At 65.2% G+C, this 19,588-nt stretch carries 17 protein-coding genes; 12 read left to right on the top strand and 5 right to left on the bottom strand.

Going from position 1 to position 19,588, the window contains the following annotated elements; translation table 11 throughout:
- Positions 1–299 precede the first annotated feature (299 nt).
- From AC1D1F_RS07225 to AC1D1F_RS07205, 5 genes are read left to right on the top strand one after another with little or no spacing between them, the layout of a single operon-like run.
- A complete protein-coding gene (locus tag AC1D1F_RS07225) occupies positions 300–1,964 on the top strand; it encodes a cbb3-type cytochrome c oxidase subunit I (protein WP_477677821.1) in 1,665 nt (554 codons plus the stop codon).
- Positions 1,954–2,556 (top strand): cbb3-type cytochrome c oxidase subunit II, encoded by a 603-nt coding sequence (locus AC1D1F_RS07220; protein WP_477653360.1) that lies wholly within the window; start codon positions 1,954–1,956, stop codon positions 2,554–2,556. The genes AC1D1F_RS07225 and AC1D1F_RS07220 overlap by 11 nt, the downstream gene beginning before the upstream one ends.
- A gap of 18 nt (positions 2,557–2,574) precedes the next feature.
- Positions 2,575–3,180 carry a c-type cytochrome gene (locus AC1D1F_RS07215; protein WP_477677822.1) on the top strand — a complete coding sequence of 202 codons (606 nt, stop codon included), beginning with the start codon at positions 2,575–2,577 and terminating at the stop codon, positions 3,178–3,180.
- A gap of 8 nt (positions 3,181–3,188) precedes the next feature.
- The gene (locus AC1D1F_RS07210; protein ID WP_477677823.1) at positions 3,189–3,830 is read left to right on the top strand and encodes an SCO family protein; all 642 of its coding nucleotides are present in this window, start codon (positions 3,189–3,191) and stop codon (positions 3,828–3,830) included.
- Positions 3,827–4,453 (top strand): hypothetical protein, encoded by a 627-nt coding sequence (locus AC1D1F_RS07205; RefSeq protein ID WP_477696534.1) that lies wholly within the window; start codon positions 3,827–3,829, stop codon positions 4,451–4,453. The genes AC1D1F_RS07210 and AC1D1F_RS07205 overlap by 4 nt, the downstream gene beginning before the upstream one ends.
- 30 nt (positions 4,454–4,483) lie before the next feature.
- Here the strand turns inward: AC1D1F_RS07205 and rtcA are convergent, their stop codons facing one another.
- From rtcA to AC1D1F_RS07190, 3 genes are all read right to left on the bottom strand, one after another.
- Positions 4,484–5,542 carry an RNA 3'-terminal phosphate cyclase gene (rtcA, locus tag AC1D1F_RS07200; protein ID WP_477678299.1) on the bottom strand — a complete coding sequence of 353 codons (1,059 nt, stop codon included), beginning with the start codon at positions 5,540–5,542 and terminating at the stop codon, positions 4,484–4,486.
- An 80-nt stretch (positions 5,543–5,622) separates the two neighbouring features.
- Positions 5,623–6,855, bottom strand: a complete 1,233-nt coding sequence (locus AC1D1F_RS07195; protein WP_477678300.1) for an RtcB family protein — start codon at positions 6,853–6,855, stop codon at positions 5,623–5,625.
- A 621-nt stretch (positions 6,856–7,476) separates the two neighbouring features.
- On the bottom strand, positions 7,477–9,030 hold the full coding sequence (locus AC1D1F_RS07190) for a vWA domain-containing protein (protein WP_477678301.1): 1,554 nt from the start codon (positions 9,028–9,030) through the stop codon (positions 7,477–7,479).
- Between the two features lie 201 nt (positions 9,031–9,231).
- On the opposite strand from AC1D1F_RS07190, the gene rtcR reads away from it, so the two are divergent.
- Positions 9,232–10,827, top strand: a complete 1,596-nt coding sequence (rtcR, locus tag AC1D1F_RS07185; protein WP_477696536.1) for an RNA repair transcriptional activator RtcR — start codon at positions 9,232–9,234, stop codon at positions 10,825–10,827.
- A gap of 28 nt (positions 10,828–10,855) precedes the next feature.
- Here rtcR and AC1D1F_RS07180 read toward each other — a convergent pair whose 3' ends face one another.
- A complete protein-coding gene (locus AC1D1F_RS07180) occupies positions 10,856–11,365 on the bottom strand; it encodes an Lrp/AsnC family transcriptional regulator (RefSeq protein ID WP_477681375.1) in 510 nt (169 codons plus the stop codon).
- 214 nt (positions 11,366–11,579) lie between these two features.
- Here AC1D1F_RS07180 and AC1D1F_RS07175 point away from each other — a divergent pair, with 214 nt between their 5' ends.
- The 3 genes from AC1D1F_RS07175 (at position 11,580) to AC1D1F_RS07165 (ending at position 15,110) form a co-directional block, all read left to right on the top strand.
- A complete protein-coding gene (locus tag AC1D1F_RS07175) occupies positions 11,580–12,596 on the top strand; it encodes a 1-aminocyclopropane-1-carboxylate deaminase (protein ID WP_436157967.1) in 1,017 nt (338 codons plus the stop codon).
- 71 nt (positions 12,597–12,667) lie between these two features.
- Entirely contained in the window at positions 12,668–13,648 is a 981-nt protein-coding gene (locus tag AC1D1F_RS07170; RefSeq protein ID WP_477675439.1) for a Bug family tripartite tricarboxylate transporter substrate binding protein, read from the top strand.
- 49 nt (positions 13,649–13,697) lie between these two features.
- On the top strand, positions 13,698–15,110 hold the full coding sequence (locus tag AC1D1F_RS07165; protein WP_477675438.1) for a M20 family metallopeptidase: 1,413 nt from the start codon (positions 13,698–13,700) through the stop codon (positions 15,108–15,110).
- Between the two features lie 19 nt (positions 15,111–15,129).
- Here the strand turns inward: AC1D1F_RS07165 and AC1D1F_RS07160 are convergent, their stop codons facing one another.
- A complete protein-coding gene (locus AC1D1F_RS07160) occupies positions 15,130–15,741 on the bottom strand; it encodes a helix-turn-helix domain-containing protein (RefSeq protein ID WP_477675437.1) in 612 nt (203 codons plus the stop codon).
- 112 nt (positions 15,742–15,853) lie between these two features.
- Between AC1D1F_RS07160 and AC1D1F_RS07155 the strand changes: the two genes are divergently transcribed.
- From AC1D1F_RS07155 to AC1D1F_RS07145, 3 genes are all read left to right on the top strand, one after another.
- Positions 15,854–16,987, top strand: a complete 1,134-nt coding sequence (locus AC1D1F_RS07155; RefSeq protein ID WP_477696537.1) for an NAD(P)/FAD-dependent oxidoreductase — start codon at positions 15,854–15,856, stop codon at positions 16,985–16,987.
- A gap of 68 nt (positions 16,988–17,055) precedes the next feature.
- Positions 17,056–18,054, top strand: a complete 999-nt coding sequence (locus tag AC1D1F_RS07150; protein ID WP_477675435.1) for a Bug family tripartite tricarboxylate transporter substrate binding protein — start codon at positions 17,056–17,058, stop codon at positions 18,052–18,054.
- A gap of 10 nt (positions 18,055–18,064) precedes the next feature.
- Positions 18,065–19,582: an amidase gene (locus AC1D1F_RS07145; protein ID WP_477675434.1), complete on the top strand. Its 1,518-nt coding sequence runs from the start codon at positions 18,065–18,067 to the stop codon at positions 19,580–19,582.
- Positions 19,583–19,588 lie beyond the last annotated feature (6 nt).

Raw genomic sequence — 19,588 nt, 5'->3', positions numbered from 1 at the left:
CAAAAATCCCAGACGCGCGCCCATGCCCGCGCCAACGAGCACGAAAAGCTACAAAATTCATAGCAGGTCGCGCGCTCCCGGTCAGCGGGCTGGCCTGCACAGGGCCAAAGGCGTAGGATGGGTGCTCTGCACCAGGCGCTCATCGGCCGCGCGACTCAGGATGCCAGTGGAAATCTCGTGCCAGCGGGCTTTCCCTTCAATACCGGAGGATTCATGACAGTTTCACCACCCATCAGCGGCCGGGCCGCACAGCCTCTCGCGCGCCTGGCGCCCCAGGCATCGCTTGAAGGAGCCGTGTAATGGACAGCGCCGTCATCAGCCTGCTGGGCGCCTTCCTGCTGTCCATCATCGGCCTGTTCGTTTTCATCTGGTCCCTGCGCAAGGGGCTGCTGGTGGAAAACCCGACGGCCGCCTCGGTGATCTTCGCGCGCGGCGAAGTCGGCCAGGTGGACGACCCGGCCCTGCAGGACACCGCGCAGGCGTCCATGCAGAAGGCGGTGAAGGAAGGCGGCATCCAGACGCACGCGGCCGATGCCGCCGAGCTGCTGGACCGCATCAGCTCCGACCGGTCCACCGCGTTTCCGGTGTTTATGTTCATCACCTTTGCCTGCCTGTGGCTGGTGGTGGGCTCGGCAGCCGGCCTGGTCTCGTCCATCAAGCTGCATGAACCCGACTGGCTGACCGACTATGCCTGGCTGACCTTCGGCCGCATACGCACGGTGCACCTGACCGGCGTGCTCTACGGCTGGATCACCAATGCCGCGCTGGGCATGGTGGTCTGGCTGCTGCCGCGCCTGCTGCGCACGCGGCTCTACGGCGCCATCTGGGTCATGCTGGGCGGCGCGCTGATCAACATGGGCATCGCCGGCGGCATAGGCGCCATCGCCACCGGCTGGAACGACGGCATGGAGTACCTGGAGATTCCGTGGCAGATCGCGATCTTCATGTTCGCCGGCTTTGCGCTGGTCATCCTGCCGGTGCTGTTCACGCTGGTCAACCGCAAGGTCTCACACCTGTACGTCAGCGTCTGGTACATGACGGCGGCGCTGCTGTGGATCGCCCTGCTCTTCCTGGTCGGCAAGATGCCCGGCGTGCACACCGGCGTGCAGCAGGCCACCACCAACTGGTGGTACGGCCACAACGTGCTGGGCCTGTGGTTCACGCCGGTCAGCGTGGGCGCCATCTATTACTTCCTGCCCAAGGTCATAGGCCGGCCGATACGCTCCTACAACCTCTCGCTGCTCGGCTTCTGGACGCTGGCATTTTTTTACGGACAGGTCGGCGGCCACCATCTCATAGGTGGTCCGGTGCCGGGCTGGCTGGTCACGCTGTCCATCGTGCAGAGCATCATGATGGTGATTCCCGTGATCGCCTTCAGCATCAACATGGGCGCCACCCTGCGGGGGCGCATGCACCTGGCGCTTTATTCGCCCACGCTGCGCTTCATGATGTTCGGCGGGCTGATGTACCTGGCGTCCTCGCTGCAGGGCTCGCTGGAGGCCCTGCGCAGCGTCAACCAGATCACCCACTTCACCCATTTCACGGTGGCCCATGCGCACCTGGGCGCCTATGCCTTCGTCACCATGGTGCTGTTCGGCGCCATCTATTTCATGATGCCCCGCGTGCTGAACTGGGAGTGGCCCTACCCGAAACTGATCACCCTGCACTTCTGGCTGGCGGCCGTCGGGGCGACGATTTATTTCGTCGGGCTCACGATTGGCGGCTGGCTCCAGGGCGTGGCCATGCTGGACGCCGCGCAGCCCTTCATGGCTTCGGTTGAAGTCACGCTGCCCTACCTCCAATGGCGATCCGTGGGAGGCAGCCTGATGGTGCTCAGCCACCTGGTGTTCGTCGGCCACTTCCTGGCCATGGCACTGCGCTTCGGCCCGGGCCGCGCGGGCGCCGCGCTGTTCTGGCCCAACGACACGCGAAGCACGGAACTGGGGACCGCACATGGAAAATGAAGTCAAGCTGGCATCGGGTGCCATGGTGGCGCTGGGCGTTGCCACGGCGGCCCTGGTGGTCATGCCCTATATGCAGGTGCGCGACATCAAGCCGCCGCCGCAGCTCAAGGGCTACACCAGCGCCCAGTTGCGCGGGCGCGAGGTCTACATCGCCAACGGCTGCGTGTACTGCCACAGCCAGCAGCCGCGCGACCGCAATTTCGGCCCCGACGCGGAGCGCGGCTGGGGCCGGGCCTCGGTGCCGGCCGACTATTTCTACGACAAGCCGCACCTGCTGGGCAGCATGCGTACCGGGCCCGACCTCTTCAACATCGGCGTGCGCCAGCCCAGCAAGGACTGGCACCTGGGCCACCTGTACCAGCCGCGCGCCTACGTGCCGGGCTCCATCATGCCGTCCTACCCTTATCTCTTCACGGTCAAGGACGCGAAGGACGCCGAAAGCGAAGGCGAGCAGCCGCTGGCCCTGCCGCCCGCCTATGGGCCCAACGTGGGCCAGGTGGTGGTGCCCACGCCCCAGGCGCTGGACCTCGTCAAGTACCTGCAGGGCCTGAACCACACCTACCCGGTGCTGCCGCCCGCCCCCAAGCCCTGAGCCCCACAAGGTAACCCCATGCTGAACGACAACACATCCGAGAGCCGGGCCCAGGAGCGCGAACAGGCCGAGCCCTCCGAAAAGGGCCAGCCCATCCCGCTGCTCTTCCTGATCGGGGCGGCAGCGCTGGTGCTGTGGGGCGCGGGCTACATCGCGCTGTCCGGCTCCTTCGGCCGCGCCGACCTCGGGGACAGGCGCACGCTGGCCGACCTGTCGGGCCCGGCCCCGGGCGCAAGCACGGCGGCCAACGGCAAACAGCTGTTCACCGCCAATTGCGCGGCCTGCCACCAGGCTACCGGCAAAGGGTTGCCGGGCGTGTTCCCGCCGCTGGACGGTTCCGAATGGGTGGCCGGCGACGAGCGCACCGTGGCCAACATCCTGCTGCACGGCGTCACCGGGGAGATCACGGTCATGGGCAGCACCTTCAAGGGCGCCATGCCGGCCTTCGCGCAACTCAGCGACGCCGAGCTGGCCGCGGTGGCGAGTTACGTCCGCGCCGAATGGTCCAACAAGGCCGGCGCCATCAAGCCCGAGTTGTTCGAAGCCGAACGCAAGGCCGGCACGCGCACCGCACCGTTTAACGGCGGCGCCGAGCTCAAGGCGCTGACGGCCAAAGCCTCCTGAGCTCTTCGATGTTTCGCACCGCCCTGCTGAGCATCATGCTGGCCCTGGCGGGCTATGCCGCCGCCGCATGGCTGACGCATGATTTCCAGGTCTGGACCGCCGAAGGTGCGCGCCGGCTTGAAGTCGCCCTGCAGCCGGTGCCGGCACCGGCGGTCAGCGTCGATGGACCCGGCATCGCGCCCCGGGCGCTGTCGCAGCACCTGGCCGACGGACAGTCCGTCACGCTGGTGGATTTTGTCTATACGCGTTGCCAGAGCGTCTGCCTGGCGATGGGCAGCAGTTTCCAGCAACTGCAGCAAGTTCTGCAGCACCGGGGCGGCAAGGTCAAGCTGTTGTCAATCAGCTTCGACGGCGTGCACGACACGCCCACCGTGCTGCAAGCCTATGCGTCGAAATTAAGCGCCGACCCGGCACTGTGGCGTTTTGTGCGTGTGCAGGACCCGCAGGAAACGCAGCGCCTGCTGGCGGATTTCCAGGTCGTGGTGGTTCCCGACGGCCGCGGCGATTTTGAGCACAACGCGGCCTTCCTGGTCATCGACCAGCAAGGCCGGCTGGTCCGCATCTTTGACTACGCGGAGCAGCAGCTCGCGCTCGACTATGCGCAGCATCTTACGGGCGCCGCCGCGTCATTGGCGGCTACATCCCCATGAAGATGCCCGCCCGTCCTTCGCGCGGCACGCTGGCCGTCATGGCCGCAGCCTTGTTATGCCTGCTAGCCTGGCCCGCTGTGCGGCAGGCGCTGGAAGCCAGCATGACTCGCCACATGCTGGTGCAATACCCCTTGCTGATGCTGGCCGGCTGGCTGCTCGCCGCGTCGCTGCCGGGCCGTTGGCTGGCACGCGTGAACCTGTGGAACGCGCACGGTATCAGCGGCTTGTTCGCCACTGCGTTGATGCTCGCGATCCTGATGATTCCCCGCGTGCTGGACCTGGCGCTGGTGGACGGCCGCATCGAAATCCTCAAATGCCTGGCCCTGCTGGCCTGCGGGGCCGCTCTCCGCCTGTCATGGCGGGCGGCCGGCCTGCTGGTGCAGGGTTTCTTCCTGGGTAATGTGCTGCCGATGATGGCGGTCGTGGGCAATCTGTATGAGACTTCACCGGTGCGCGTCTGCAACGCCTACCTGCTGGACGACCAGGCGCGGCTGGGGCAGATGCTGGTGTGGATCGCGGCGGCGATTGCCGCGGCGTGGTTCGCCTGGTTGGTGCGCGTCCTCATGCGAAGAGACACCGCCATGCTGCTGGACGATGCAGCGACGAAATCCGCGGCACGCTGAATCCAGCCTGCCGCGGGGTCGACCCACCAGTCAGGTGGACACCGAAATCACGGTGCCGCCCTCCAGCGCCTCGAAAGAGAACCTCACGGGCAGGAAGGCCTCGATGGTCCGGGCGTTGGTGCGGGTGTGCTCGGTCAGCTCCGTCGCCCAGTAGCGGCCCATCCTTCCCTGCATGGCCGCCAGGGCCAGCGGGATCATCAGCTGGTCCGCCAGGTGCGGGCCCACCGGCGCCTGGTGAGCCAGGTAGTCCCTGACCTCCTGCAGCAAACGGCGGGCGACCTGCTCGGCGCTGACGGTCTTTTCGCCATAGGCGGCAAAGACTTCGGTGATGTGCTCGTAACGCAGGACGGCCAGCAGCGCATTGCCCGGGCCTTCGTTGCTGCGCAGCCCGCGGTCGCGCAGGCAGTCCTCTCCCCAGCCCAGGCCCTGCCGCAGCACGGCCAGCTCGCGCTCGGCCACGCCCTTGGGAAGGCCGGCGTGCAGGCATTCGGCATAGGCCTCCAGCAGCGCACCGCGCTGCATGATGTCGATGGCGGCGAAACCCTGGGCGGGCGGATGCAGGCGCACGCGCGCCTCCCCGCCGCCGGCGGGGTAAAAGCCGTGCCGGCGCAGCTCAATCTCAAACAGCGCATCGCCACCGCCCGAGAAAAAAGGCGCCAGCAGGGTCAGAAAAGAGATCGAAGGCGCCATCGGGTTGTGCGTCCCGCCGCCGAGCAGCAGCGTGGAGGCCTCCTTGGCCTGCAGCAGCGGCCACAGCACGGTCTGCAGCACCAGCATGCAGCTGCCGGCCGAGCCGACCGCGAATTCGTAGTCGCCCGCGCGAACCTCGCCGGGCGTGAACAGCAGCGTGGTTTCGCCAATCTGCACGGCCTGGCCGGCGGCATTGAGGGCCGTGCTGTGGCCCAGGCCACCGCTCACAGCCACGGCGGCGTTCACGCAGGCCAGGTGCTGGCGCATCAGGCCGGGCTTGGGCCGCCTGGCGCGGATGTTGTCCATGCGGAAAGGCTTGCCCGTCACCAGGCTCAGCGCCAGTGCCGTGCGCAGGATCTGCCCGCCGCCTTCGCCTTGCGAGCCATCGAGTTCAATCATTTTTTTCTTCTTTCTGTCTTCTTGTTTCTTGTTTTCAAATGCCCGGGCCAGGGCGCCCTCCTCCCTCGAAGCGGCGCGCCCTATCCCTTCACGCAGACCACCTGCTTGAGGGTGTAAACCACCTCCACCAGGTCGCTTTGCGCCAGCATCACGGCATCGATGTCCTTGTAGGCCATCGGGATCTCGTCGATCACATCGGCGTCCTTGCGGCATTCCACGCCTTCCGTGGCCTTGACCTGGTCGTCTACCGTGAACAGCTTCTTGGCCTGGGTACGGCTCATGGTGCGGCCTGCCCCGTGGCTACAGCTCATGAAGCTGTCCGGGTTGCCCTTGCCGCGCACGATGAAACTCTTGGCGCCCATGCTGCCGGGAATGATCCCGAGCTCCCCCGCCCTGGCGCTCACGGCGCCCTTGCGGGTCACGAACACCTCTTGCCCAAAGTGCGTTTCCTTCTGCACATAGTTGTGGTGGCAGTTCACCGCCTCCAGGTGCGTCTCGAACGGCTTGCTGATCACCTTGCGCAGCGCGCCGATGGCGGCCTGCATCATCACCTCGCGGTTCAGGCGCGCGAACTTCTGCGCCCAGCCCACGCCGCGCACATAGTCGCCGAAGTACTGCGAACCTTCTTCGAGGTAAGCCAGGTCCTTGTCCGGCAGGTTGCGCTGGTGCAGTTCCGCGTCCTTCTTCGCGAGTTCGATGAAGTGGGTGCCGATGGCATTGCCCACCCCGCGCGACCCGCTGTGCAGCATGATCCACACCCCGCCGTTTTCGTCGAGGCAGACCTCGACAAAGTGGTTGCCGCCGCCCAGGGTTCCCATGTGGCGGTGGTTGTTGGTGTTCTTCAGGCGCGGGTAGTCCAGGCATAGCGCCTCGAATTCATCGACCAGCTGGCCCCAGGCCGCATCGGCTGCGCTCGGCGGATTCGTCCAGGCACCAACTTCACGAACCGAGCCGTTGCGGCGATAAGTCTTGGGTGCCGAACCATGCGGTACGGCCTTCTCGATTTCCGAGCGCAGCGGCCCGAGGTTGTCGGGCAGGTCTTCGGCGCGCAGCGTCGTCTTGCAGGCCATCATGCCGCAGCCGATGTCCACACCGACGGCCGCCGGAATGATGGCCTTGAAGGTCGGGATCACGCTGCCGATGGTGGCGCCCAGGCCGTAGTGCACGTCGGGCATCACGGCCACGTGCTTGAACACGATGGGCAGGCGCGCCGAGTTTTCGAGCTGCTTGAGGGCCTGCGCTTCCACGGGCACGCCCTTGGTCCACATTTTTACCGGTACACCGCCGGTGACTTCGTGTTGTTGGTAGTTCATTGCTGTTCTTCCTTCTTTCTTTTTTTAATAAAACGGACGAATAAAGTTTGTGAAATGAAATTCCGCCACTTGTTGCCAAGCTGGGGTTTGAACCCAGACCCCGCGCCTTCCGGCGTGAGAGCGTTTGCACGCTGCGTCTACCTGTAATTTCACGGGCATTCATCCAAAACTCTTTTTTCTTTTTGATCACCAGCAGCAACAAAATTGTTGAAATGGATACGTGCTCTACCAGACTGAGCTACGGTGCTGCAATGGGCTCGGGTACAAGCCCATTGCAGCACCGGCGGGATTCGAACCCGCGACCTCGGCATTAACAGTGCTGTAATTCCAACCGCATTTGCCACTGGCAATCAAAACTTTTTGCTCTTTTCAAGAGCTTTCAAAAACACGACAAGAATCGGCGAGATTTTCACGCATCAGCCTTTCAGCTTCTGCATGGCCGGGAACGACCCCGGCTGTTCAGATGTAATCCCACCAGCATTCGTGCTTTTGAAAACCCTCTTCTCTACCCTTTAAAAAAAGCCCCCCGCCTGAGGACTAACAGGTGGTGTGATGAAAACAGTTTGGATGTAATCACACCGGCATTCCTCAGGCGAGACGCTCAACACATCGAGTCATGGCTCACAACGCCAACTCGTCTATCAATCCGACCCAGTGGTCGGCTCCCAATGCACCTGCGGCAAACAAGGCTAATACCTTGAACACCTCATCGGTAAAACCACCGATGTTCAGGATGTCGGGCCGTTCCATCGCCTGCGTATGGGCATAGGGCTGGATGTCGATACACACCAACTTCGCTTGCGGGTTGCGTTGCTTGAACACTTCCCACTCACGCAAGGTTTGCGTAGCACCGGCACGCTTGCTGTCCACCCACGACTCGTTGTCCGACACCAGAACCACCAGATCGGCCTTGGCCTTCCCAGCGTTCAACAGGGCCAGCGGTGCCGAGCAGTTGGTTCCACCTCCGCCCACGGCCGCCAGCTTCTCCGCGTTGGTCATCACCGAGTCACGCGGGTTCAACGACAAGTTGACGACTTTTTGCTCGAACGGCAGCACCATGGTTGCCGGGTTCTTGCGCAGCAGAGCCGCAGCTACCAAGGCCGCCACGTCGATACAACGCACCGCACTGGTTGCAGAACCACGGTGCCCGGACACCGCCGAGCTCATGGAGCCCGACACATCAGGACACACCACCACGTTACCCGCCAAAGCCGGCACGTTCTTCAACGCGATTTCCATCGCATCCTGCAATGCCTCACGCACCTGCTGGGGAACAGCCGCGTCCGTAGCCTTGTAAGCCGCCATCAACTGGTAAGGCAACACGCGGGCTTTCTCAATGCTTTGCACATCACGCAGTTTGGCGGCAATGGCCTTCTCAGCCTTGGTCGTACCAAACACACCGTGGCGTGCAAAAGTATTCAGGTTCTGCCGCACCATCTGCCACGAACCGTTCTTGGCAATCTGCGTCCACTGGTTGGTGGTCAAATTCAATGCGGTCAGCATCTGAAAAGGCACGTCGGGCGCCACGCCGCTGCGGTCCTTTTTGTAGGCTTCAAAAGCACGCGTCGCCTCGGGCAACTGGTTCACGTCAAAGTCGCGACCTATCAACCAGGCAAACCACGCGGCGCGCCAGGCTTCGGCCGGTTTTGGGTGAACCATCTTCACGACGTCGGCCAAGGACGGGCTGTTACCCACACTGGCGTTCAGCAGCTGCTTCTCGCTGGCATTGCACAACCAGGCCTGCACCAATTTCTTGGGGCGCGAACCCATTGATTTACGGCCCACACGGCCGCTACGCAGAATCTGCACCACGTTACGCAGCATCTTGCCGTTGTCCACCACGCGGGGAAACGCCTTGGCAAACAGTGCCACGTCGCGAGTCGCCAGCGAAGCCAACAGCAGCGCCGGCATGTCTTTCATATGGCCGCGCTCACGGGCATAGATGGCGGTTTTGGCCACGAAGCTCGCGTCAACCTGTGCAGCCAGTTCCAGCACTTTGTCCAATTGCTCGGCAGCACCGGCGTAGTACACATTGTTCAGGCAACCGGTTACGGCCAGCTGCACCAGAGCATGCCGGGGTGCCAGGGCATAAGCCACACCACCCGCCTCGTTGACGGTGGCGGCGGCGGGCAGGAAAGCGCCTTTGCTGCTTTGAAATAGTTGTGTGTTTGCCATGTTCTTGTTCCTTGTTTGCATTCACCGTTGTGGTGACGGACTATGTATTGCAGGCGCCGTGCCAGCTGGCCTGGAAGTTTTCTGCCAGTTCAGAAGATCGTTGATTTGATTCGTTATTTTTCTTATTCACTCAAAAATCTCTCCGAATTTCAGGTGCCAACATTTCGACTTTTCTATCTTTAAAGCTAGTACATTAGAAATATGAAGAAAAAAGTCGTGATAGGTTTCCTGGGCACCCAGCTGGATTCGGGCCTGGGTTCGGGGCGCTGGGAGAAATGGCGGCCCACGGTTTCGATCGCGCAGCACGAAGACCTGGTCGTCGACCGGCTGGAGCTGATGCACGACGCGCGCAACAAGGCACTGGCCGAGCGGGTGCGCGACGACGTGGTCCAGCTCTCGCCCGGTACCGAGGTCCGCCTGGTCGAAATGAACCTGGCCAACCCCTGGGACTTCGGCGAGGTCTACGGCGCGCTGTATGACTGGATGGGCGCCTACGCCTTCGACACCGAGCGCGAGGAGTACTGGGCCCACATCACCACCGGCACGCACGTGGCGCAGATCTGCCTGTTTTTGCTGGTGGAGGCGCGCTTCATTCCCGGCGTGCTGCTGCAGACGGCGCCGCCGCGGGGCCGGCAAGGCCAGGGCACCGGCAGTTATGAACTGATAGACCTGGACCTGTCGCGCTACGACGCAATCAACGCGCGGCTGGCGGTTGCGCAGGAAGATGCCGTCTCCTTCCTCAAGAGCGGCATCGCCACGCGCAACCCGCGCTTCAACACCATGATCGAGGAAATTGAGCGCATTGCCGTGCAGAGCAAGGCGCCCATCCTGCTGACCGGGCCCACGGGCGCGGGCAAGTCCATGCTGGCGCGGCGCATCTTTGAACTCAAAAAATCGCGCCACCAGGTCGGCGGCGGTTTTGTCGACGTGAACTGCGCGACCCTGCACGGCGACGGCGCGGCTTCCGCCCTGTTCGGCCACAAAAAAGGCGCTTTCACCGGCGCGGCCGGCGACCGCCCCGGCCTGCTGCGCACCGCCGACAAGGGCGTGCTGTTTCTCGACGAGATTGGCGAACTGGGCCTGGATGAGCAGGCCATGCTGCTCAAGGCCGTCGAGGAAAAACGCTTCCTGCCCGTGGGCGCCGACAAGGAAGTTGAAAGCAGCTTCCAGCTGATAGCCGGCACCAACAAGGACCTGCGCGCGGAAGTCGCGCGCGGGCGCTTTCGCGAAGACCTGTTCGCGCGCATCAACCTCTGGACCTACACCCTGCCCGGCCTCTCCCAACGCCGGGAGGACATCGAACCCAATATGGACCACCAGCTCATGCTGGCCTCCGAAGACCTGGGCCGCAAGACCCGCATGACCACCGAGGCCCGCGCCGCGTATCTACGCTTCGCGCAATCGGGTGAGGCCGTCTGGACCGGCAATTTTCGCGACCTCAGCGCCTCCATCACGCGCCTTGCCACGCTGGGCGACAACGGCCGCATAGGCCTGGGCCTGGTGGAGGCGGAGATCGCGCGGCTGCGCTGGCAGTGGCAGGCCACGGAGCCGGAAGCGGGCGGCAGCGCCGTATCGCTCGCCGGCCTGCTGGGCAGCGCCGCGGACACGCTGGATTATTTTGACCGGCTGCAGCTTCAGGCCGTGATCGAGGTGTGCCGCAAAAGCGACTCCCTCAGTGATGCCGGGCGGGCGCTGTTCAATGTCTCACGCACGCAGCGCAGCGTGGTCAACGACGCGGACAGGCTGCGCAAGTACTTGCTGAAGTTTGACCTGAGCTGGGAAAAAATCTCAGCCTGACCAGCACAAGACCAGCACTGGATCGGCACTAGATCGGCAATTGGGTGGTCGAGAGCACCTGCTTGAGCACCATGAAGGTACGGACCTGCCGCACGCCCGGCAAATACAGCAGTTGCTCCGCATGGAGGCGATTGAAGCTGTCGTTGTCCCGGGTGCGCACCAGCATGAAGTAATCGAACTCGCCGGTCACGACATGGCACTCCATGCAGCCGGACACCGTCTGCGCCGCTTTTTCGAAATTGGCGAAGGACTCGGGTGTCGACCGGTCCAGCACGACGCCGATCATGACCAGCATGCCGAGGTCCAGCAGGTGCGGGTTGAGCAGCGCCACCACCCCTTTGATCAAGCCAAGCTCTTTAAGCCGCTCCACCCTCCGCAGGCATGCGGGCGCGCTCAGGTTCACCTTGCCCGCCAGCGCCACGTTGGACACCGAAGCGTCGCGCTGGAGCGCCTTGAGGATCGCCCGGTCCGTGCGGTCCAGCGCCTCCCTGAGGGAAGCCGGTGCGCTGCTTTTTTCGAGAAATTTTGTTGTGCTCATATGAACCTATACAGAATAAAAATCAAAAAACCCGGCAAGGAAACCATATTCGTTTTGAATTTTAGAAGAATTTTGCAACCACCATTTTGTCATTTGTTTTTAATATTGGCCTCAACGGAGCATCAATGCAGCAATTGAAGAAAGGGTGGGTATGCCGTCTTTATTCGCAAGTCTTGATGCCTGGAGACCCGTCTTAACCCCAGGAGCCATTCGCATGAACCTCAAGAAATTTCCCCGCCACTCTTTGACCTTCGGCCCCACACCGATCCAGCCGCTCAAACGGCTCAGCGCCCACCTGGGCGGCAAGGTCGATCTTTTCGCAAAGCGTGAGGACTGCAACAGCGGGCTGGCTTTCGGCGGCAACAAGACGCGCAAACTGGAGTACCTGATTCCCGAAGCCCTGGAAGGCGGTTACGACACCCTGGTGTCCATAGGCGGCATCCAGTCCAACCAGACGCGCCAGGTGGCCGCCGTTGCCGCGCACCTGGGCATGAAGTGCGTGCTGGTCCAGGAGAACTGGGTGAATTACTCCGACGCGGTGTATGACCGGGTCGGCAATATCGAAATGTCGCGCATCATGGGCGCCGACGTGCGCCTGGACGCGGCCGGTTTTGACATCGGCATACGCCCCAGCTGGGAACAGGCCATGGACGACGTGCGCAAGGCCGGCGGCAAGCCCTTCCCGATTCCGGCCGGCTGTTCGGAACACCCGCGCGGCGGGCTGGGATTCGTCAGCTTCGCTGAAGAAGTGCGCCAGCAGGAGGCCGAGCTGGGCTTCAAGTTCGACTACATCGTGACCTGCTCGGTCACCGGCAGCACGCAGGCCGGCATGGTGGTGGGCTTCGCGGCGGACGGCCGCGCCGACAAGGTCATCGGCATCGATGCTTCGGCCAAGCCCAAGCAGACCTTTGACCAGATCCTGCGCATCGCGAAGGGCACGGCCGAACTGGTCGAACTGGGCCGCGACATCACGGCCAAGGACGTGGTGCTGGACGACCGTTTCGGCGGCCCGGAATACGGCCTGCCGAACGAAGGGACGCTGGAAGCCATCCGCCTGTGCGCCCGCATGGAAGGCATGCTGACCGACCCGGTCTACGAAGGCAAGTCCATGCACGGAATGATCGAAAAGACCCGCCTGGGCGAATTCCCGGCGGGCTCGAAGGTGCTGTATGCCCACCTCGGCGGCGTTCCTGCGCTCAACGCCTACAGCTTCCTGTTTCGCAACGGTTGAAAGCCCGCCGCGAAGGTTTCAACGCACCCCGCCTGTTGCCAGCGCCTTTTTTTTCCTGATGAAAGCAAGCCATGAAGCCAGCCCCCAAGTCCCTTCGTATCCTCTCCGTACTGTTGCTGGCCATGCTGGCGGCAACGGGGGCCAGGGCGCAGGCCTATCCGGTCAAGCCCATCCAGCTGGTCGTGCCTTTCCCCGCGGGTGGCGCGACCGACATCGTGGGCCGGCTGGTGGGGCAGAAGCTGGGCGAACGGCTGGGGCAGCCCGTCGTCATTGAAAACCGCGCGGGCGGCGGCACCATCGTGGGCGCCGGCTATGTGGCCAAGGCTGCCGCGGACGGCTACACCCTGCTTATCAGTTCGGGGTCGACGTTCACGGTCAATCCGGCCATCAACTCCAGGCTTCCCTACGACCCCGTCAAGAGCTTTGAGCCCATCGCGCTGACGGCGCGTGTGCCGCTGATCCTGGTGGCCAATCCGCAGGTGCCCGTCGGCAGCATCAAACAGCTCATCACGGCCGTGCAGGCATCGCCGGGAAAGTACATGTACGGCTCCTTCGGTACCGGCACCACGGGCCACTTCGCGGGTGAACTCATCCTGAACGCCACGGGATTGAAGATGGAGCATGTGCCCTATAAGGGCAGCGCCCCCGCCATCACCGACCTGGTCGGCGGGCAGATCCCGTTTTCCGTTGACACGGTGGCGGCCACGCTGCCGCAGATCAAGGCCGGCAAGATCAAGCCGATTGCCGTGACCGCCGCCAGGCGCTCCAGCTTGCTGCCGAATGTACCGACGGTCGCGGAGTCCGGCTACCCGGGCTTCGACGCGGACTCCTGGCTGGCCATCGTGGCGCCGCGGGGCATCCCGCGCGAAGTGAGGGTTCGCCTTGAACTGGCGCTCGCCAACACCATGGCCGACCCGGAGGTCAGGGACAAGCTGCTGGCCAACGGCCTGGAGCCCGCTTACGCCCCGGCCGCCTCGGTTGCGGCCCTGATAGACCACGACCTTCCCATCATGCGCGCCACCGCGCAGCGCGCTAATATCCGTTCGGAATGAAATCGCCCCATCCCCGCACACCTTTCACCTCCTTTACCTCCTCCCCATCATGAGCAGAGACGACGCACTGGCCAGGGCGGCTGCCTATTTCGATGACGGCCGTTTCCTCGAAACGCTTTCGCGCCGTGTCGCCGTCCGGAGCGAAAGCCAGAACCCGGCCGGCGCACCGCAGCTTCGCGCCTACCTGGACGAGCACATCGCGCCCCAACTCGCACAGCTCGGCTTCACGCACCGCATCCTTGAGAACCCGCATGCCGGAGGCGGGCCTTTCCTGCTGGCCACGCGCACCGAAGCCGACGCGGCCTTCAGCGTGCTGACCTACGGGCACGGTGACGTGGTGCGCGGCCAGGAAGGGCTGTGGCGCGAGGGTCTCGACCCCTGGCGCGTCACGGTGCAAGGGGACCGCTGGTACGGACGCGGCACCGCGGACAACAAGGGGCAGCACAGCATCAACCTCGCCGCGCTGGCCCAGGTGCTGGCCGTGCGCGGGGGCAAGCTGGGCTACAACCTCAAGATCGTCCTGGAGACCGGTGAAGAAACCGGCTCACCGGGCCTGCGCGAGTTCTGCGCCCTGCACCACGAGGAGCTCGCCGCCGACGTGTTCATCGCGTCAGACGGCCCGCGCGTGGCCGCCTCCAGCCCCACCCTGTTCCTGGGTTCCCGCGGCTTTTTCAATTTCAGCCTGCGGGCGAACCTGCGGGACGGCGGCCACCATTCCGGCAACTGGGGCGGCCTGCTGCGCAATGCCGGCACCAGGCTGGCCCACGCCATTGCCAGCCTGGTGGACGCCAAAGGGCGAGTACTGGTCAAGGGGCTGCTGCCCGACTCGCTGCCGGCCAATGTCAGGGAGGCCCTGAAGACCATCAGCGTCGGGGGCGACCCGGGCGACCCCGCCATCGACAGCGACTGGGGCGAACCCGGCCTCACCCCCACCGAGCGTGTTTACGGCTGGAACACCGTGGAAGTCCTGGCCTACAAGACCGGCAATCCCGACGCGCCGGTCGGCGCCATTCCCGGCCACGCTTTTGCGCTGTGCCAGATACGCTTCGTCGTCGGTAGCGACAGCGCCAATTTTGTGGCGCATATCCGGAAGCATCTTCAGGCCCATGGCTTTGACGACATCGACGTACAGCCGGACGGCGAACCGATGGCCGCCACCCGGCTCGACCCCGATGACGCCTGGGTGCGCTGGGGCCTGGACTCCATCCGGCGCAGCACCGGAAAAGCCCCGTCCCTGCTGCCGAATTTTGGCGGTTCGCTGCCCAACGACGTCTTCGCCGAGCTGCTGGGCATGCCGACGCTGTGGTTCCCGCACTCCTACCCGGCGTGCAGCCAGCACGCCCCCAATGAGCATCTGCTGGGCAGCGTGGCGCGTGAAGGGCTGCAGCTCATGGCGGGCATTTTCTGGGACCTGGCCGAGAGCGGCCATGACGTCGTCCGGCATCGCGCCGGCCTGCGATAGCCAATGTACGGATGACGCGCTACTCGCTCATCACCACCAGAACCTGCGCGTCCGCGCGCCCCAGCGAGACGTAGATGTGGCCGACGCCGCTGTCGAAATAAGCCGACTCGTGGCGGCCCACCTCGATGATTTCACCGGTTTCGAATTCGATGCGCACCCGGCCCGACAGCACCGTCAGGAACTCCTGCCCCGGGTGGCGGACGAAATCGGAGAACTGGTCGCGCGCCCGGGCCAGGATGCGGCCGTGCATCGGCGTCATGCGCTTGCCGGGGAAACCGGCGGCCAGCGCGCGGTAGTCGTAGTTGCCCGAACTGTAGGCCGGCGCGTCGCCGGCATCGGACCAGACCACCACGGGCGTGGCCGCGCCGGGCTGCGGCGCCGCGGCCCGCGCGTCCAGCAACTGTCCCACGTCCAGCGACAGCGCCCGGGCCACGGCGGCCAGCTTTTCATAGCTGACCGAGATCTGGCCCAGCTCCATCTTGGACAGGGTGGACAGCGCCACGCCGGAGCGCCCGGACAGGTCCTTGAGCGTCAGCCGCCGCGCCTTGCGGTGCGCGCGCAGGCTCAGGCCCAGTTGCACCCTGTCCGCTTCGGGGGCGGCGGCGGGCGGGCGGGCGGGGCGTGGAGCCATGGTGTTTTCCCTTTGTTTGGCGCAAATCAGGCGGAAATCAGGCGTAATCCCGGTAAATCGGCTGGACAGGCATGATTCTCGCATGTGAGAATTCTCAAATGAGAGAATTTGAATGAAAGAATATGACATCCTGATCGTCGGCGCCGGCATTGCGGGCGCCTCCCTGGCCTGGCGCCTGGCCGGGCAGCGCAGCGTGGCACTGCTCGAGCGCGAGTCCCAGCCGGGTTACCACTCCACGGGCCGCTCCGCCGCCATGTTCATGGAAAGCTACGGCCCGCCCATGGTGCGGGCGCTGACGCGCGCCAGCCGCGCCTTTTACGAGCAGCCGCCCGAAGGCTTCGCGCCCGACCTGATGCAGCCGCGCGGCGTGATTTACCTCGCCACGCACGGGCAGGAAAAAGAACTGGCCCACACCCGCAAGGAACTGTCGCCCAGCTGCCCCGGCCTGGCGACCCTGGACGCCGGCACCACGCTGGCCCATGTGCCCTGCCTGCGGCCCGATCTGGTGCACGGTGCGCTGTACGACGCCGGCGCGCAGGACCTGGACGTGCATGCCCTGCACCAGGGTTTCCTGCGCGGCTTTCGCCGCAAGGCGGGGGCCGACGGCGAACTGCGCACCAGCGCGGGCGTGACCAGCGCCACGCACGATGGCCGCTGCTGGACCGTGGAACTGGCCGACGGCCAGACGCTGCGCGCCCGCACCGTGGTGAATGCCGCCGGCGCCTGGGCCGACGAGCTGGGCGCCGTGTTCGGCGCGCGGCCCATAGGCCTGGTGCCACACAGGCGCAGCGCCTTCACCTTCAAGGGGCCCGAGGGTGTGGACGCCTCGCATTGGCCTGCCGTGGTGGGCGTGGACGAAAGTTATTACTTCAAACCCGACGCGGGCCAGATGCTCGGCTCACCCGCCAATGCCGATGCCACGGTGCCGCACGACGTGGTGCCCGAGGAACTCGACATCGCCATGGGCATACACCAGATTGAAAGCGTCTCGACCCTGACCATACGCCGGCCGGCGAGTACCTGGGCCGGCCTGCGCTCTTTTGTGCCCGACGGCGAAATGGTGATAGGCCAGGACGATGCCTGCCCCGGCTTCTTCTGGCTCGCGGCGCAAGGCGGCTACGGCATCCAGAGCGCGGCGGGCGCAAGCGCGCTGGCCGATGCGCTGCTGCGCCAGGCCGCGCTGCCCGAGGAATTGCTGCGCCAGGGCCTGGATGCCCGCGCGCTGTCGCCGGCCCGCCTGCGATGACGCTGCCGCCTGTCCCCACCCCACCATCGCCCGTCCCACCATCGACCGACACTTCAAAGAGGCCTACCATGCACCACATGCCATTCAATGCACTGCGCCGCACGCTGATCGCCGGCGGCATGATCTTCTGCGGGCTGGCCGCCGTGGGCGGGCCCGCCCGTGCCGCTGATTTTCCGGAGCGGCCCGTGACGCTGGTCGCGCCCTTCCCGGCCGGCGGCGCGGCCGACGTGCTGGCGCGCATTCTGGGCAAGGCCCTGGGTGACCAGCTGGGCCAGCCCGTGGTGGTCGAGAACAAGCCGGGCGCCGGCACCGCCATAGGCGCGGCCGCGGTCGCCAGCGCCAAGCCCGACGGCTACACCCTGCTCGTGAGCTCGAACTCCACCTTCACGCTGAATCCGGCGCTGCAGCCCAAGCTCTCCTACGACCCGGCCAAGGGTTTTGAGGCGATCGGCCTGGTGGGCTCGGTGGCGCTGGCGATGCTGGTGAACCCGTCGGTCACCGCCGCCGATGTGCACCAGTTTGTGGCCGCCGCCAAGGCCAACCCTGACAAATACCTCTACGGCAGCTTCGGCAACGGCACCAGTTCCAACTTCGCCGGCGCGATGTTCAACACGGCCACCGGCCTGAAGATGACGCATGTGCCCTACAAAGGCTCAGGCCCGCTGATGACCGACCTGATGGGCGGGCAGATTCCGGTGTCTTTCGACACCGTGGTCGCCGCATCGCAGCAGCTCAAGTCCGGCAAGATCCGCGTGCTGGCCGTGGCCATGAACAAGCGCTCCGCCCTGCTGCCGAATGTGCCGACCATGGCCGAGGCCGGCTACCCGGCCGTCGACATGAACGCCTGGCTGGCCGTGGTGGTGCCCAAGGGCGTGCCGGCGCCCGTCAAGGCACGGCTTGAAAAAGCATTGATGACGGTCATGGCGAATCCCGAAACACTGGACAAGCTCAAGGCCGCCGGCTTCGAGCCCGGCTACACCGCGGTTCCCGACTGGTCCGGCATGGTCACGGCCGAAATCGCGCGCATGAAGGCGCTGGCCGAACGTTCGCAAATCAAAACCGACTGAAGACATTGATATGCCCTCCACCCTGCCAGACATCTCCGCCGTCGAACTCCGCCGCCTGATCGGCAGCCGCCAGGTTTCGCCGGTGGAATTGATGGACGCCTGCATAGGCCGCATCGAAAGCCTCAACCCCGCCATCAACGCCATCTGCGCGACCGACTTCACGCGGGCACGCGAGGCCGCGCGCGAAGCCGAGGCGCAGGTGATGCGCGGCGGGCCGCTGGGGCCGCTGCACGGGCTGCCGCTGGGCGTGAAGGACCTGCAGGACACGGCGGGCCTGCTGACCACTTACGGCAATGTGGGGCTGCGCGGCAATGTGCCGGCCAAGGACAACGCGCTGGTAGCCAAACTGCGCGCGGCGGGCGCCATCGTCACGGCCAAGACCAATGTGCCCGACATGGGCGCGGGCGCCAACACCCGCAACCCGGTCTGGGGCGCGACGGGCAACCCCTTCAACCCCGCGCTCAATGCGGGCGGTTCCTCGGGCGGCTCGGCCGCGGCGCTGGCGGCCGGCATGCTGCCGATCTGCACCGGCTCCGACACCGGCGGCTCGCTGCGCATCCCGGCTGCGCTGTGCGGCGTGGTCGGCCTGCGGCCTTCGCCCGGCCTGGTGGCCAACGATGCGCGGCCGCTGGGCTGGTCGGTCATCTCGGTGCTCGGGCCCATGGGCCGCAATGTGGACGACACGGCGCTGCTGCTGTCCGCCAGCGTGGGCGCCGATGCGCGCGACCCGCTGTCCTACCCGGTGGACGGCGCAGGCTTCTGGCCGCTCAAGCCCGCCGACCTGTCCACGCTGCGCGTCGGCACGACGGAGGATTTCGGCCTTTGCATCGTGGACCCGGAAATACGCCGCGTGTTCCGCCAGCGCGTGGAGGCCATCCGGCCGCTGGTGGCCAGCTGCGAACCGGTGGACCTGCAACTGGGCGACGCTGACCGCGCCTTCGACACGCTGCGCGCCGAGAGTTTTGTCGCGGCTTTTGCCGACATCTACCGCAAGGCCCCCGAAACGCTGGGGCCGAATGTGCGCGCCAACATGGAAATCGCCGCCGCCATCACGCTGGCCGACCGCGCCTGGGCACACCTGGAGCAGACGCGCATCTCGCGGCGCTTCGCCAAAGCCTTCGAGCAGTACGACCTGATCCTGGCGCCGGTCACGCCGGTCACGCCTTTCCCCTGGACAGAACTGTTCGCCGGCAACATCGACGGCCAGGCCATGCGCAACTACTACCACTGGCTGGGCCTGACCTATGTGGTGACACTGGCCACCAACCCGGCACTGGCCCTGCCCTGCGGCAAGGACGAACACGGCATGCCCTTCGGCCTGCAGGTGATCGGGCGGCTGCATGGTGATGCGCAACTGCTGGCCGCGAGCCGGGCGCTGGAACAGGTGTTCGAGGGCAGCGACAGCCTGCGCCGGCCGGTGCCCGACCTCAAGCCCCTGCAGGCGGCCAGGCCGGAACTCAAGTCCATCGTGACGCATCCGCCCGAGACGGCGGGCAGCCAGGGCTCCGGCGGCTTGAACGCCGTCTGAACCGCG

It is taken from the genome of Polaromonas sp. P1_H6 (assembly GCF_056405195.1).
Note: the sequence above shows the minus strand (reverse complement) of the source record. Positions and strands in the feature narration are given on the sequence as shown.

What these genes read in the sequence shown, in the direction of transcription:
- AC1D1F_RS07155 (WP_477696537.1), top strand. Translation starts at nt 15,854, where the DNA reads ATGAAAGAATATGACATCCTGATCGTCGGCGCCGGCATTGCGGGCGCC.
- AC1D1F_RS07210 (WP_477677823.1), top strand. Translation starts at nt 3,189, where the DNA reads ATGTTTCGCACCGCCCTGCTGAGCATCATGCTGGCCCTGGCGGGCTAT.
- AC1D1F_RS07195 (WP_477678300.1), bottom strand. Translation starts at nt 6,855, where the DNA reads ATGAACTACCAACAACACGAAGTCACCGGCGGTGTACCGGTAAAAATG.
- AC1D1F_RS07190 (WP_477678301.1), bottom strand. Translation starts at nt 9,030, where the DNA reads ATGGCAAACACACAACTATTTCAAAGCAGCAAAGGCGCTTTCCTGCCC.
- rtcR (WP_477696536.1), top strand. Translation starts at nt 9,232, where the DNA reads ATGAAGAAAAAAGTCGTGATAGGTTTCCTGGGCACCCAGCTGGATTCG.
- AC1D1F_RS07165 (WP_477675438.1), top strand. Translation starts at nt 13,698, where the DNA reads ATGAGCAGAGACGACGCACTGGCCAGGGCGGCTGCCTATTTCGATGAC.
- AC1D1F_RS07150 (WP_477675435.1), top strand. Translation starts at nt 17,056, where the DNA reads ATGCACCACATGCCATTCAATGCACTGCGCCGCACGCTGATCGCCGGC.
- AC1D1F_RS07215 (WP_477677822.1), top strand. Translation starts at nt 2,575, where the DNA reads ATGCTGAACGACAACACATCCGAGAGCCGGGCCCAGGAGCGCGAACAG.
- AC1D1F_RS07160 (WP_477675437.1), bottom strand. Translation starts at nt 15,741, where the DNA reads ATGGCTCCACGCCCCGCCCGCCCGCCCGCCGCCGCCCCCGAAGCGGAC.
- AC1D1F_RS07225 (WP_477677821.1), top strand. Translation starts at nt 300, where the DNA reads ATGGACAGCGCCGTCATCAGCCTGCTGGGCGCCTTCCTGCTGTCCATC.
- AC1D1F_RS07145 (WP_477675434.1), top strand. Translation starts at nt 18,065, where the DNA reads ATGCCCTCCACCCTGCCAGACATCTCCGCCGTCGAACTCCGCCGCCTG.
- AC1D1F_RS07175 (WP_436157967.1), top strand. Translation starts at nt 11,580, where the DNA reads ATGAACCTCAAGAAATTTCCCCGCCACTCTTTGACCTTCGGCCCCACA.
- rtcA (WP_477678299.1), bottom strand. Translation starts at nt 5,542, where the DNA reads ATGATTGAACTCGATGGCTCGCAAGGCGAAGGCGGCGGGCAGATCCTG.
- AC1D1F_RS07220 (WP_477653360.1), top strand. Translation starts at nt 1,954, where the DNA reads ATGGAAAATGAAGTCAAGCTGGCATCGGGTGCCATGGTGGCGCTGGGC.
- AC1D1F_RS07205 (WP_477696534.1), top strand. Translation starts at nt 3,827, where the DNA reads ATGAAGATGCCCGCCCGTCCTTCGCGCGGCACGCTGGCCGTCATGGCC.
- AC1D1F_RS07180 (WP_477681375.1), bottom strand. Translation starts at nt 11,365, where the DNA reads ATGAGCACAACAAAATTTCTCGAAAAAAGCAGCGCACCGGCTTCCCTC.
- AC1D1F_RS07170 (WP_477675439.1), top strand. Translation starts at nt 12,668, where the DNA reads ATGAAGCCAGCCCCCAAGTCCCTTCGTATCCTCTCCGTACTGTTGCTG.